This window comes from Niallia sp. MER 6 (assembly GCF_023714395.1).
Taxonomy (GTDB): Bacteria; Bacillota; Bacilli; order Bacillales; family Cytobacillaceae; genus Niallia.
This window is the reverse complement of the sequence record NZ_JAMAUK010000015.1, coordinates 57,363-69,852: the sequence shown is the minus strand read 5'-3', so window position 1 is coordinate 69,852 and position 12,490 is coordinate 57,363. Positions and strand designations below refer to the sequence as shown.

Here is a 12,490-nt window from a genome sequence, read left to right as displayed (position 1 = left end):
TTGCTTTACATCTATAAGTTACAATGCACGCTCATGATAGTAAATACATCTTCCAGATTTAGTACTTAGTCACACCGAATGGAACTTGTTACTTTATAGGAACAACCTGTTACATAAAAAAAGCAATGATAAGCACTCATTTATATGCTTCCATTGCTTTTTCTTGTTTTTCTTTTATATAACAACTGATTTATCACTTCTGAGAACATCAATCCGATTGCAATCGACCCTGATAAGAGAAACGCTTTGGCAGCAAGGCTGACTGCGTTATAATAGTCATTCTCCACAAAGTGTCGCATGGCATTATAAGCCATTCCACCAGGTACAAGGGGAATGATCCCAGCTACTGTAAAAATAATAACCGGTGTTTTATACCATCTTGCAAATACTTGACTCATCACTGCAACAAGAAATGCACCAATGATTGTCGCAGGAACTTCATCTATATTTACATAGACCGCGCCCCAATATGCGACCCAGCCACACATGCCGACAAACCCGCATCTCACAAGCAAATGTTGTGGTGTGTGAAAAATCATCGCAAAGGCAAATGATGCAATAAAGCTTGTAACTGCTTGTTCTAATAATTCCCACATAATATAAATTTCTCCTTAAAATACTACAAACACAACAGCAATTCCAGATCCAATCGCAAAAGCTGTCAAAAAGGCCTCTGCTCCTTTAGAGATGCCTGAAACTAAATGACCTGCCATTAAATCTCTGACTGCATTAGTTATCAGCAACCCTGGAACAAGGGGCATAACCGAACCGATAATGATTTTGTCTGTTTCTGCACCAAACCCTATATAAACAGCTCCAAAAGCAATCAATCCAACGAGCACCGATGCCAGGAATTCTGCAAAAAACTTAATTTGCACCACTCGATGGAAATAAACAGAACATAAAAACCCTGCTCCGCCTGCAATCACAGCCGCTAAGAAATCCTTCCAGATTCCTTGGAACATTATTAAGAAACAGCCGCTTGCTATTGCCGCAGCAACAAACTGCACCCAAACTGTATAGGTTGGGCCTTCTTTATCAATCTCTTTCAATAGATGATATGCCTCTTGCAAAGAGATATAGCCGGAGCTGATTTTTCGCGATATATCATTTACCTTCAGAACCTTTTCCAGATTTGTTGTTCTGTCAATAATCCGAATCAGCTTTGTCTTTGTCGGCTCACGCCCTTCTAAAGAAAAGATAATACCAGTAGGTGTAACAAAGCTGTCTGAATCCTCCACTCCATACGCTTTGGCTATGCGGGTCATCGTGTCTTCCACCCGATATGTTTCTGCTCCATTTTTGAGCATAATTCTTCCAGCAAGCAAGCAAACCTCAATTATTTCATACGTTTTTTCTTTGGATATATAGTCCATGCCAACTCTCCAATATATAAACATTCTTAGCTGTTAAAAGAAATTACCATTATCAGTTTAAAGGACATGTTCACCTATAATCAATAGAAGAAGTACAACTCCTGTTTGCAAACATAACAAAAAGTCCTTTAAAAAAGGACTTTCACTTGGGAATGTAAATATTATGAAGGGGACAATTTTCGAAGTGGATGAATTTTCTCGTTTTGTTTTCAGTCTTTTTGAATGCCAAACCGCGCATTGATTTGGCCGCGTAACATTTGTTTTTTTATTTTGCGCTCTTCTTCTTCACGGGTTTTTTTAATTATTTCCTGACGTATTTCATGGGTTCTTACTCCTTCTTCCCGCTTGTTGGCAATTTCAATTAAGCGCTCTACATCTGAAAATGAATACTTCCGGTTCCCCCGTTCAGGTCTTTCCGGGAAAATAAGCTTTCGTTGTTCATAATAGCGAATTTGCCTTTCTGTTAACCCAGTCAGCTCACTAACAACACCAATCGTGATAACTTTCCTTTTTTTGTAGGATGGCTCATGATCCATATTATCATCTCACCTCATGAAGTAATAATTTCTCTCATTAACTGTAATTATAATACGAGTATTCAGATTTTTATCGTATCCTGTTATAAAATCTAACGCAAAATTCAAAAAATAGGTAAGAATACCTGACAATATAGCTGTTTTTTGCATAAAATTCTTTTAAAATATTTATGTATAGTTGGTCATCAGGAGAGAACGTAAAATTTTTTACTGAAAGGAGCTATTTGCAATGATCAGCAAAGAAGCAATCGAATTAGCAAAAAAAACTGTCGAGATTGACCTTCTTCGTGATGAGGTATGGGAAGACTTCGCAGCAGTTGCTGGCGATAACGCCCATGATATTCTTCGTATTATCCAAAATAGTTAAAATAGATACAATCCATCGCAAGCAGCTTCCTTATACTTTTAGCTTGTGGTGGATTTTTGCATTTTTGCCATTAACCTACCCTTTGAATGTTAGGAAATCTAACGTTATTTTAATGGATGGAAGCAACAACTGCAAGTAAATGTCAAAATTTTTTTAATTTTTTTATTTTTAAGAGGAGGATTACAGATGAGCAACTTATTTTGGATTACAGAATACTTAGAGGAAACAAAGGCCAAGTGGAGCACAATAAGCGATTATATCTGGGATCATCCTGAAACAAGGTTTGAGGAGTTCGCCTCCGCTTCTTATTTGAAGACAGCTATTCAAGGGGAAGGATTTACAATTCACGAAAAGATCGGCGGCATGGAGACCGCCTTTATGGCCGAATTTGGTTCAGGCACGCCAGTTTTCGCTTTCCTTGGTGAATTTGATGCTTTATCAGGCTTAAGTCAGGCAGATGGAACCGCGAGGGAATGTCCTCTTATTCCAAACGGCAATGGCCACGGCTGCGGTCATAACCTTCTAGGCACAGGAGCCATGGCTGCTGCTGTTGGATTGAAAAATTATGTGGCCGAAAACAATATTCCTTGCACCATTCGTTATTATGGCTGCCCTGGAGAAGAAGGCGGTTCAGGCAAAACATTCATGGTCAGAGCGGGAGCATTTGATGATGTTGATTGTGCATTAACATGGCATCCAAATGACATCACCTTTGTAATGAACACCAGCTCCTTAGCGAATATTCAAGTTTACTTCCGTTTCAAAGGCAAAAGCGCACATGCTGCTGGCTCTCCTCACTTAGGAAGAAGTGCGCTTGACGCAGTAGAGCTGATGAATATTGGATCTAATTATATGAGAGAACATATAATTGACCAGGCTCGTATTCATTATGCCATCACTAACTCAGGCGGTTTGTCCCCAAATGTTGTACAAGGCTTTGCAGAGGTCCTCTATTTAATCCGCGCTCCTAAAACAGATACGGTGATAGATTTATTTGAACGAGTGAAAGATGTCGCAAAGGGAGCTGCCTTAATGACTGGCACAGAAATGGAGGTTGTTATAGATAAGGCCTGCTCCAACTATATCCCGAACAACACGCTTAATTTAGTGATGCAAGAAGCAATGCTTGAAGTCGGGCCGACAAAATTCACTGCTGCCGAAAAGCAGTTTGCGACAGAGATTCAAGCCACCCTTACTGATGAGATGCTAACAGAAGCATATAAACCTTTAAGTATGAACAGAGGGGATAATCCCTTGTTCGAGGATGTCCTTGCTTACGAACAATCAATGTCACTCATGCCAGGCTCTACTGATGTTTCCGATGTCAGCTGGGTTACACCAACAGCTCAATGCAATGTTACAACTTGCGCAATCGGAACTCCCTTTCATACTTGGCAGTTAACAGCACAAGGAAAATCAAGCAGCGCTCATAAAGGAACCTTACAGGTTGCAAAAATCCTTTTCCTTACTGCAGCTAAACTGCTTAAAGATCCGGAACTACTTATAGAAGCGAAAAAGGAGCTGCAGCAAACAGTTGGAGAAAAAGGCTATGTCTGCCCTATCCCTGATGAGGTACAGCCAGCTGCTGCGAGATAGTTACAAATATTGCCTGAGCCTCTTTCGTAGGTTTTAGGCAATATCTTTTTAAAACTGCAGCTGCAACAGTACTTTTTCGCCGGCAGTCGACTTATAATAAAGAGGACTAGCTAGTACCTTTCTTAACAAAGTCTGGAGCTGAAAAAATTTGAATATCCTCTTAAAGCGCCTTGCCCAATCTAAAGGCGAACTCAGCGAATTAGAAAAACAAGTATTGGACTATATAATTGCAAACCCAGCGCTTGTAGCTGAATCGAGCTTGGACCATTTATCAAAAGCTTTATTCATATCAACTGCTACAATAAGCAGAACATGTAAACGCTTAGGATTCAGCGGATTTCAAGACTTAAAATACAGCTTAAACAAAGATAGCGAACAAGAATTATATAAAGAAGCTGTACATCCGCCGAGCTTTTTGACAGCACATATGGACAGAGTCAAACAGGAAATGGAATGGACTTTGGAACATATTAATGAGCTTGATATTCATAAGGCAGCAAGCTTCATTCATGAAAGTAATTTTATTGAGTTCTTTGGAGTCGGAGCATCCTTGCCAACTTGCATTGATGCGGCCAGAAAACTAACCTTTGCAGGGATAATCTGCAACGCAAGAGAAGACTGGGATGAGTTAAGATGTGTCGCTAACGGGTTGTCCAATAAGGATTTAGCTATATTGGTTTCATACAGCGGAGAAACCGCTCATATTCTTGATTATGCTGCAATTCTAAAGGAAAGAGCAGTAAAAACAATTGCTATTGTCGGAAGGAAAAGCAGCCGGCTGAAGGATTTAGCAGATATTACTTTTCAAGCCCGAATTCAAAACTGTTATCTCGGAGATCTTGATATGAGTTCAAGATTTCCATTAAGTATTTTATTAGATTTTATCATCCTGACTGCATTAGAATCAGGTAAAACAGGACAGAAGGCTTCTAGGGCGTGAACCTAGCGGCTTTTTTTATGGAAAACCCGCTGTACAAAAATTGTATACCCTTACATTTATCCCAAAACCAATTGTTCTTCTTGTCATAGACAGTTACTCTAGACACAAACATCCATGTTTTAGAAAGGAGTAAGTGATTATGAATAATGCAAAATCACGCTTTTGGGAGTTTTTCCAAGGGCTCGGAAAGACATTCATGCTTCCAGTAGCTCTGCTTGCCTTTATGGGTCTTATGCTAGGAATCGGCAGCTCCTTCACAAGCCCGTCTACAATTGAAGCTCTGCCTTTTTTAGACAACCGCTTCCTGCAAACGATATTTAGGTTTATGTCTACCATCGGAGGCTTCGCTTTCACCTATCTGCCTGTACTCTTTGCAATTGCAATCCCACTCGGATTGGCACGTTATGAAAAAGGAGTTGCTGCTTTTTCAGGATTTGTAGGCTTTGTCATTATGCATTTATCTATCAATTTTTATTTAACAGAAACAAGCCAGCTTGCAGCAGCGGAAAAACTTCGCGAAGCAGGTCAAGGCATGGTAATGGGTATTCAAACAATTGAGATGGGCGTTCTCGGCGGAATTATTGTCGGTGTAATTGTCCATTTACTGCATAGCCGTTTCTATAATATTCAGCTTCCAGATGCTTTTGCCTTCTTCGGGGGAGCAAGATTTGTGCCCATCATCACCTCTCTTACGTTAGCTGTTGTCGGCATACTTATTCCAATCATTTGGCCAATATTCGCCATTGCTATCACTGGAATTGGCCAGCTAATTCAAAAATCTGGAGCATTTGGTCCGTTCATATTCGGAGCAGGAGAACGTTTATTGCTCCCATTCGGACTGCATCATATTCTTGTCGCCATGATTCGATTTACAGAAGCAGGGGGCATCCAAGTTGTTGATGGGCAAACAGTAGCTGGAGCATTAAACATATTCTATGCTCAGCTGCAAAGCGGCTCTCCAATCAGTCCTTCCGCTACTGCTTTTTTGTCTCAAGGAAAAATGCCAACCTTCATGTTTGGATTACCGGCAGTCGCACTGGCAATTTATCATACAGCCCTTCCTGATAGACGAAGCAAGATTAAAGGTTTACTGATATCTGGTGTCATTGCTACATTTGTAACTGGTATAACAGAACCGATTGAGTTCCTGTTTCTATTTCTTGCACCTGCCCTTTACGGCATTCATGTTCTATTAACAGGGTTAGGGTTTATGACGATGCATTTGCTTGGTGTCGTAATCGGGAATACAGACGGCGGTATCCTTGACTTCATTATTTTTGGAGTTCTGCAAGGAACGTATACGAAATGGTATCTCGTTCTAATAGTTGGCGCTGTTTGGTTTGCTGTTTACTACTTCATCTTCCGATATGCCATTATTAAGTTCAATTTAAAAACACCTGGCCGTGAGGATGAAGCAGTGACGACTGGGAATGAGGAGTTAACTTATCAGAAAAAAGGCAAGTATGATGCGAAAAGAATACTGTCAGCATTAGGCGGAAAAGAAAATCTTCAGTCACTCGACAATTGTATTACTAGACTGCGCCTTGTAATCAATGATATGAGCAAAATTGATGAGAAGGAATTAAAGGACTGCGGAGCACTCGGCGTGGTAAAGCTCGATAATCATAATTTACAGGTTATTATCGGCACACAAGTAGCATCTTTAAAAAATGCATTAGAAATAGAAATGGAGTAGTACCGTTTATGACATATTCCTTTGATCGGATAACAAAAAGAACTGGTACGTACTGTACACAGTGGGATTATATTGAAGACAGATTCGGAGAAGCAGACCTGTTGCCCTTCTCCATCTCTGATACAGACTTCCAAACACCGCAGGAAGTAAGCAAAGCTTTAAGCAGACGGCTGGAGCACGGCATTTTCGGCTACACAAGATGGAATCACCAGGAATTTAAAGAAGCTGTTCAAAAATGGTATCGAGAACGCTTTTCTGCAGAGCCGCAACAAGATTGGATTGTTTACAGCCCAAGTGTTATTTATACAATCGCGAAACTAATTCATGTTTTAACAGATGATGAAGATCATGTTGTTATACAGACTCCAGCATATGATGCTTTTTTTAAGATGATTACAGATAATAACAGGCGGATTTCTGCAAATCCACTAGTTGTAAAAGACGGGAAATATCACATTGATTTTGCTGACTTAGAAAACAGGCTTGCCCACAATAAAGCGAAAGTGCTTTTGCTGTGCAGCCCACATAACCCGACAGGCAGAGTTTGGACAGAAAATGAGCTTGAACAAATCATTAATCTTTGCAGGAAATATCATGTTTTTATTATCAGCGATGAAATTCATATGGATATTGTACTGCAGCCTAATAAGCATACTCCCATCATCAGCAAAGCAACAGCGCTTGAAAATGTATGCATATGTACCTCTGCCAGCAAAACATTCAATATTCCAGGACTTATTGGTTCGTATGCCATTATCCCAAGTGAGCATATAAGAGATGAATTTTTGCTAACATTAAAAAATCGTGATGGCCTTTCCTCCACAAGCATATTAGGATTGACTGCAACGATAGAGGCCTATCAGTCTTGCGGCAGTTGGGTGGATCAACTGAATGACTATATTAAAAATAACATGCTGTTTATACAGGCATATTTAGAAAAGCAGCAATTAGGAGCGACGCTGCAAATTCCAGAAGCAACTTACTTAGCATGGATTAATATCGAAAACATGCCATATACCCCAAAACAAGTTCAGCACGCCCTTATCCATGAAGGTAAAGTGGCTATCATGGCCGGAGATACCTACGGAGCTGAAGGAAGGAGCTTCTTGAGGCTGAATGCTGGCTGTCCGCAATCAAAGCTTGCAGATGGCTTAGCACGTTTCACACAAGCTATTAACTTTTTAAAGAAAAGCTAAAAAAACCGGAGAGCAGCCCTCTCCGGTTTTTTCATTAAATGCTGATATCTCTTTTTTGGAAAAAGAAAAATGTGATAAACATAAAGATAAGGTAGTAAATTCCAAGAATTCCTAATGACATCGGCATCGTGATATTTTCTAAGATTTTATCCTGCACTACGAATACAGTCTGATCTAAGTGCGGGAAAATTAACGCTTTTGTCCATGTGTACTTTTCTGAAAAACCAACAATTAATGCTCCTGCAGTCGAAGAAAAGAATAGTACAAATACACCAATTCCAACTGCAATTGCTTGGTTCTTAAACAATGTAGACAGCATAAATGCCAGCGTAAGGACCATGATAAGCCCTGGCAAATAGTATAGAAGGCTTTGGAAGAAATATGCTCCACCAGCTACAGCTTCCATTTCAAAAGTAGTAGGATTTTGCACCGACAATTTTCCACTAAAGTCATCAATACCAAAGAAGGCAATGCTCACTAAATAGCCTATTCCAATTAGTACCGCAATCAAAAACGCAGAATAAATAAGAAGCGCAATATATTTTGACAGCAGGATTGCCCATCTTCTATGAGGACGAATCAGCAGCTGCTTAATTGTGCCATCGGAAAACTCAGACGATATATTCCCTGCACAAACAATTACTACAAAAAGAGTAATAAGAGACTTCAATGCAATTCCATAATAATCCAAATATGACCAGCTTGTCGTATAGGGATTCACATTGTCATTTAAATTGCCATTAAAACTGTCGATTTCGGCTTGGATATCCTCCTTTGCCTTTGTCGTATAATCATCTTCTGGAATATCCTCATAGCTTGGAGCTTTTTCCATTTCCTTCTCCAGCTGGTCTATTTCCGTTTGAACCTGCACCTTCCAATCATCTTCTGTTTGCTGTGTGCTAGTTTTCAACTCAAGTACAGCAGTTCCAACTAATGCAATAATAAGTATAATGGCAAAAATCCAGCTCATCTTCTTTTCAAATATCTTTATCAGTTCATTCTGGACTAACCCAATCATCGTACTGCTTCCTCTCCTTTTTTATTCGTGATTTCTAGGAATCTGTCTTCTAATGTCGCTTTCGCCGCATTTATTCCGTACACAGAAATTCCCTTTTCCACAAATAGTTTGTTCACAGCCGGAATGGAAGACCTCGACAGTTTTACTGTTAACAGCTCCTTTTTAAGCGAAACCTCCTCAAAAGCTACTGCGCTGCTTTTCAGCAGTTCTAGTGCATTATTAGCCTCATCTATTTCAAAGGTCACTTGTCTTAGCTCATCTACTCCCTCAGCGACTGTTTCATCCATAGAGGAGATGTGGATAAGCTTACCTTTTTCAATGATTGCAAAGCGATGACACATGAGCTGCATTTCCGAAAGCAAATGTGATGATACGAGCACAGATATCCCTGTTGCTGCCAGTTCATGAAGATAGTCACGGAACTCTCTTATTCCTTGTGGATCAAGACCGTTTGTTGGTTCATCCAGAATTAGGATCGCAGGATTATGCAGAAGGGCTTGTGCAACGCCAAGACGCTGTCTCATTCCTAAGGAATATGTTTTTACCTTTTGGTGGATAGCATTATCCAGTCCTACAAGCTTAACGACTTCTGCAATTCTGCTTTCCGAAATTTCTTCTTTTGCCATTCTGGCATAATGGCGCAAATTCTTATAGCCGCTCATATATTTATAGAATTCAGGGTTTTCAACAATGGCCCCTAAGCTGCTCATCGCCTCAGCGAAGGAAGCGTCTAGATTATGTCCGTTAATGACAACCTCGCCTTCTGTTCTGTTAATCAAGCTGACTATCATTCTAATGATAGTTGTTTTTCCCGCACCATTCGGGCCAAGCAGTCCGAAAATCTCTCCCTTTTCCACCGCAAAACTGACCTTATCTACAATCGTTTTGCTTCTGATTTTCTTTGTGAGATTTTTTACCTCTAATGCATATTGAGACATGATAAACTCCTCTCTTTTTTTAAGATCCCATGTACCCCACCTTATCTGTCATATACTATTACGAGTTTGCCTTTTAATAAGTTTCATTTATTTGGAAAAAATTTATATACTTGTAAGCAAACTCCATAAAAAAACCAGGTTCCAGTAAAACGGAAACCTGGCTGTTAATCTATTGTTAAACTGCAGTAGTGGGAATGGAATTGATTACTTCTTGAACAGGCACATACTCCAGCCCAAGATCCTTCGCTACAGGAGCATATGTTATATGTCCATTAAAGGTATTAACACCTTGCTTGATTGCGTAGTTGTTCTGGATTGCATTGACAGCTCCTTGATTGGCAATTTGCAGCGCATATGGGACCGTGACGTTAGTTAGAGCAATTGTTGATGTTCTCGGCACCGCACCTGGCATATTAGCAACAGCATAGTGAACGACACCATGCTTTACATATGTCGGATTATCATGTGTGGTAATATGGTCTACTGTCTCAAAGATTCCGCCTTGATCGATTGCCACATCGACAATCACAGAGCCTGGAGCCATCTTCTTAACCATTTCTTCCGTCACAAGCTTCGGCGCTTTAGCACCAGGGATAAGAACAGCCCCGATTACTAAATCGGACTCTGCTACAGCTGCTTCAATATTTGCCGGGTTAGACATAACTGTGTTTAGGCTTGACCCAAATTGATTATCCAATTCTCTTAATCTTTCCGGATTCAAGTCCAACAACGTTACATTTGCCCCAAGACCAACTGCAACTTTCGCAGCGTTCGCGCCGACAATACCACCTCCGATGATTGTCACATTACCGCGCTTCACACCAGGCACCCCTGCAAGCAGGATCCCTTTGCCGCCATGGGGCTGCTCAAGAAACTGGGCACCAATCTGAACAGCCATTCTGCCTGCAACCTCACTCATCGGTGTAAGCAGCGGCAGTTTGCCATTCACTTCAATTGTTTCATAAGCAATGCCTGTTACTCCCTTTTCTGTCAAGGCTGCAGCCAATTCCTTTTCTGCAGCTAAGTGCAGGTACGTAAACAAGATGAGCCCTTTGCGGAAGTAGCCATACTCTGATTGCAGCGGTTCCTTTACTTTCATGATCATCTCTGCAGAATTCCATACCTCTTTTGCATTTTCAGCAACCTTCGCCCCAGCCGCTGCATACTCAGCATCTGTAAAACCGCTGCCTGCACCAGCATTTGTCTCGACTAAGATTTCATGATTGCTATTTTTTAAGTAAGCAACTCCAGATGGAGTAATTGCAACCCTGTTTTCGTTGTTTTTTATCTCTTTCGGAATACCAATAATCAATCCAATCCACCCCTTGTCAGTTTTCCTTACTTTAATTGTTAGTTATCTTATAATTATAATAGGACGGATTGTGAAATTAATCATTGGTAAAAAGGATAAAAGTAAAGATGAGCCTTTGTGAAAATTCACAAAACTTAAAAACAAGGGTTTAATTCTGTCGCCAGCGCAGCAGCTTCAAATCGAGATACAGCATGAATTTTTGAGAAGGGACGGACAGGTCAACTTCCATTATTTCAGTAATCCGCTTTAATCGATAGGTTAATGTATTAGTATGTATATGAAGCCGTGCTGCTGTTTTTTGCATGCTTTCACTCTCATCCAAAAAGGCTTCCAAGGTAACTAAAAGCTCTGTATTATGACTCTTATCATATTCTCTTAATCTTTTAATTGCTATATTGTCGAACCCATCCTGAACTCGTTTTTCCAACAGGACGTCCATAAATTGATAAATTCCTAATTCCTGATAAGCAGAAAAAGACTCTGCCTCTTCTGGGAACTTCTCCTTAACCTCCACGACTTTTTTCGCTTCCTTAAAGCATTTCTTTACATGGTTCCATTCAGAATATATGCTGCCATATCCGCCGTACACGCCTTCTATATGAAATTTTTCCGCTAAGCTTTTGGGGAAATTTTCAATGAACTGCTTAAATACTGCAGCAGGGCTGATTTGTCTGTCTACTGTGCTTGCTAGCAAAATCAGCTCATGATCATCCATCGTATAGAGAATGATTTTTATATCATCCATTACTTTAAGCAAATATATGATTTGCTTTTCCATATCCTTGCTGATAATTTCTTTAAAGTTAAAAACCATAATCGTAAATTTATTGCTTGTGTAATTTAGCTCTAACAGCTTTTGATTAGCCTCATGGTCGCTCACATGACCAGTAAGAAGCTTCCAAAAGAATTCCTGATCATCATGGGTTGACGGTCTTTTGCTTTTCCCAAACCGCGATAACAGATGCTTCGCGACGGCAGCAGCGTTCTGTAATATTTCCATTTGACTGTCTGTAAGAGGCTGATCCCATTCAATAGCCCAAATATACCCAATGACTTCATCCCCTCGCCATATAGAAACAGCCACTCTGCTTCCAAGACCAATCTCTTTTTTTCCTTCGATTCTGATTGGCTTTTTGCTTTGGAGGAGACTTGGGATAACTCCGTCTTTCCATAAGCGGTTTATTACTTTCTCAGGAACCCGTCTGCTTATAATGGTAGAAATTCTGACAGGATCGGTTTCCTCCCCATGACTGCTGTATACAAGCACACGATGATGTGTATCTTCAAGCGTTATCGAGCATCCGAGCAATTCACTGACATGGTCTACAAAACTTTCAAGAGAATCGTACATCTCCCGCCGGAAAGGATTTATTGGCTGATTAGGCATTGATTTGCTCCCTTCTTCCTTTGGAATGGTTATTTAGCTTTTCTACTATTCTATATGGATTAGGTTATGTACAACAACACTATAATTATAGTTAGCTTCAAATCGAGCGTACCAACTGGAGCCTGCTG

The 12,490-nt window shown here is 40.2% G+C and carries 12 protein-coding genes; 5 read left to right on the top strand and 7 right to left on the bottom strand.

Annotated elements, in window-relative coordinates; genetic code table 11:
• Positions 1-140: 140 nt before the first annotated feature.
• From M3600_RS17470 to M3600_RS17460, 3 genes are all read right to left on the bottom strand, one after another.
• Positions 141-596, bottom strand: coding sequence for a threonine/serine exporter family protein (locus tag M3600_RS17470; protein WP_233315998.1), 456 nt, complete (start codon positions 594-596; stop codon positions 141-143).
• Positions 597-611: 15 nt separating this feature from the next.
• A complete protein-coding gene (locus M3600_RS17465; RefSeq protein WP_233315999.1) occupies positions 612-1,376 on the bottom strand; it encodes a threonine/serine exporter family protein in 765 nt (254 codons plus the stop codon).
• 209 nt (positions 1,377-1,585) lie between these two features.
• Positions 1,586-1,912 carry a MerR family transcriptional regulator gene (locus M3600_RS17460; RefSeq protein ID WP_144455070.1) on the bottom strand — a complete coding sequence of 109 codons (327 nt, stop codon included), beginning with the start codon at positions 1,910-1,912 and terminating at the stop codon, positions 1,586-1,588.
• A 229-nt stretch (positions 1,913-2,141) separates the two neighbouring features.
• On the opposite strand from M3600_RS17460, the gene M3600_RS17455 reads away from it, so the two are divergent.
• The 5 genes from M3600_RS17455 (at position 2,142) to M3600_RS17435 (ending at position 7,707) form a co-directional block, all read left to right on the top strand.
• A complete protein-coding gene (locus tag M3600_RS17455) occupies positions 2,142-2,279 on the top strand; it encodes a hypothetical protein (protein WP_251646880.1) in 138 nt (45 codons plus the stop codon).
• Between the two features lie 186 nt (positions 2,280-2,465).
• Positions 2,466-3,875, top strand: a complete 1,410-nt coding sequence (locus M3600_RS17450; RefSeq protein ID WP_251646879.1) for a M20 family metallopeptidase — start codon at positions 2,466-2,468, stop codon at positions 3,873-3,875.
• Positions 3,876-4,023: 148 nt separating this feature from the next.
• Positions 4,024-4,815: a MurR/RpiR family transcriptional regulator gene (locus M3600_RS17445; protein WP_237942094.1), complete on the top strand. Its 792-nt coding sequence runs from the start codon at positions 4,024-4,026 to the stop codon at positions 4,813-4,815.
• Between the two features lie 139 nt (positions 4,816-4,954).
• A complete protein-coding gene (gene malX / locus M3600_RS17440) occupies positions 4,955-6,511 on the top strand; it encodes a maltose/glucose-specific PTS transporter subunit IIBC (RefSeq protein WP_233316003.1) in 1,557 nt (518 codons plus the stop codon).
• Positions 6,512-6,519: 8 nt separating this feature from the next.
• Positions 6,520-7,707: a MalY/PatB family protein gene (locus tag M3600_RS17435; protein WP_233316004.1), complete on the top strand. Its 1,188-nt coding sequence runs from the start codon at positions 6,520-6,522 to the stop codon at positions 7,705-7,707.
• A 34-nt stretch (positions 7,708-7,741) separates the two neighbouring features.
• Here M3600_RS17435 and M3600_RS17430 read toward each other — a convergent pair whose 3' ends face one another.
• From M3600_RS17430 to M3600_RS17415, 4 genes are all read right to left on the bottom strand, one after another.
• Positions 7,742-8,725, bottom strand: a complete 984-nt coding sequence (locus M3600_RS17430; RefSeq protein WP_233316005.1) for an ABC transporter permease — start codon at positions 8,723-8,725, stop codon at positions 7,742-7,744.
• Complete coding sequence (locus M3600_RS17425; protein ID WP_251646878.1) at positions 8,722-9,663, bottom strand: ABC transporter ATP-binding protein; 942 nt, start codon at positions 9,661-9,663, stop codon at positions 8,722-8,724. Before M3600_RS17425 ends, M3600_RS17430 begins: the two co-directional genes overlap by 4 nt.
• A 175-nt stretch (positions 9,664-9,838) precedes the next feature.
• Positions 9,839-10,975, bottom strand: coding sequence for an alanine dehydrogenase (gene ald, locus M3600_RS17420; protein WP_233316007.1), 1,137 nt, complete (start codon positions 10,973-10,975; stop codon positions 9,839-9,841).
• Between the two features lie 148 nt (positions 10,976-11,123).
• Complete coding sequence (locus M3600_RS17415; RefSeq protein ID WP_233316008.1) at positions 11,124-12,362, bottom strand: helix-turn-helix domain-containing protein; 1,239 nt, start codon at positions 12,360-12,362, stop codon at positions 11,124-11,126.
• Between the last annotated feature and the right edge of the window lie 128 nt (positions 12,363-12,490).

What these genes read in the sequence shown, in the direction of transcription:
- M3600_RS17470 (WP_233315998.1), bottom strand. Translation starts at nt 596, where the DNA reads ATGTGGGAATTATTAGAACAAGCAGTTACAAGCTTTATTGCATCATTT.
- M3600_RS17465 (WP_233315999.1), bottom strand. Translation starts at nt 1,376, where the DNA reads ATGGACTATATATCCAAAGAAAAAACGTATGAAATAATTGAGGTTTGC.
- M3600_RS17460 (WP_144455070.1), bottom strand. Translation starts at nt 1,912, where the DNA reads ATGGATCATGAGCCATCCTACAAAAAAAGGAAAGTTATCACGATTGGT.
- M3600_RS17455 (WP_251646880.1), top strand. Translation starts at nt 2,142, where the DNA reads ATGATCAGCAAAGAAGCAATCGAATTAGCAAAAAAAACTGTCGAGATT.
- M3600_RS17450 (WP_251646879.1), top strand. Translation starts at nt 2,466, where the DNA reads ATGAGCAACTTATTTTGGATTACAGAATACTTAGAGGAAACAAAGGCC.
- malX (WP_233316003.1), top strand. Translation starts at nt 4,955, where the DNA reads ATGAATAATGCAAAATCACGCTTTTGGGAGTTTTTCCAAGGGCTCGGA.
- M3600_RS17435 (WP_233316004.1), top strand. Translation starts at nt 6,520, where the DNA reads ATGACATATTCCTTTGATCGGATAACAAAAAGAACTGGTACGTACTGT.
- M3600_RS17430 (WP_233316005.1), bottom strand. Translation starts at nt 8,725, where the DNA reads ATGATTGGGTTAGTCCAGAATGAACTGATAAAGATATTTGAAAAGAAG.
- M3600_RS17425 (WP_251646878.1), bottom strand. Translation starts at nt 9,663, where the DNA reads ATGTCTCAATATGCATTAGAGGTAAAAAATCTCACAAAGAAAATCAGA.
- M3600_RS17415 (WP_233316008.1), bottom strand. Translation starts at nt 12,362, where the DNA reads ATGCCTAATCAGCCAATAAATCCTTTCCGGCGGGAGATGTACGATTCT.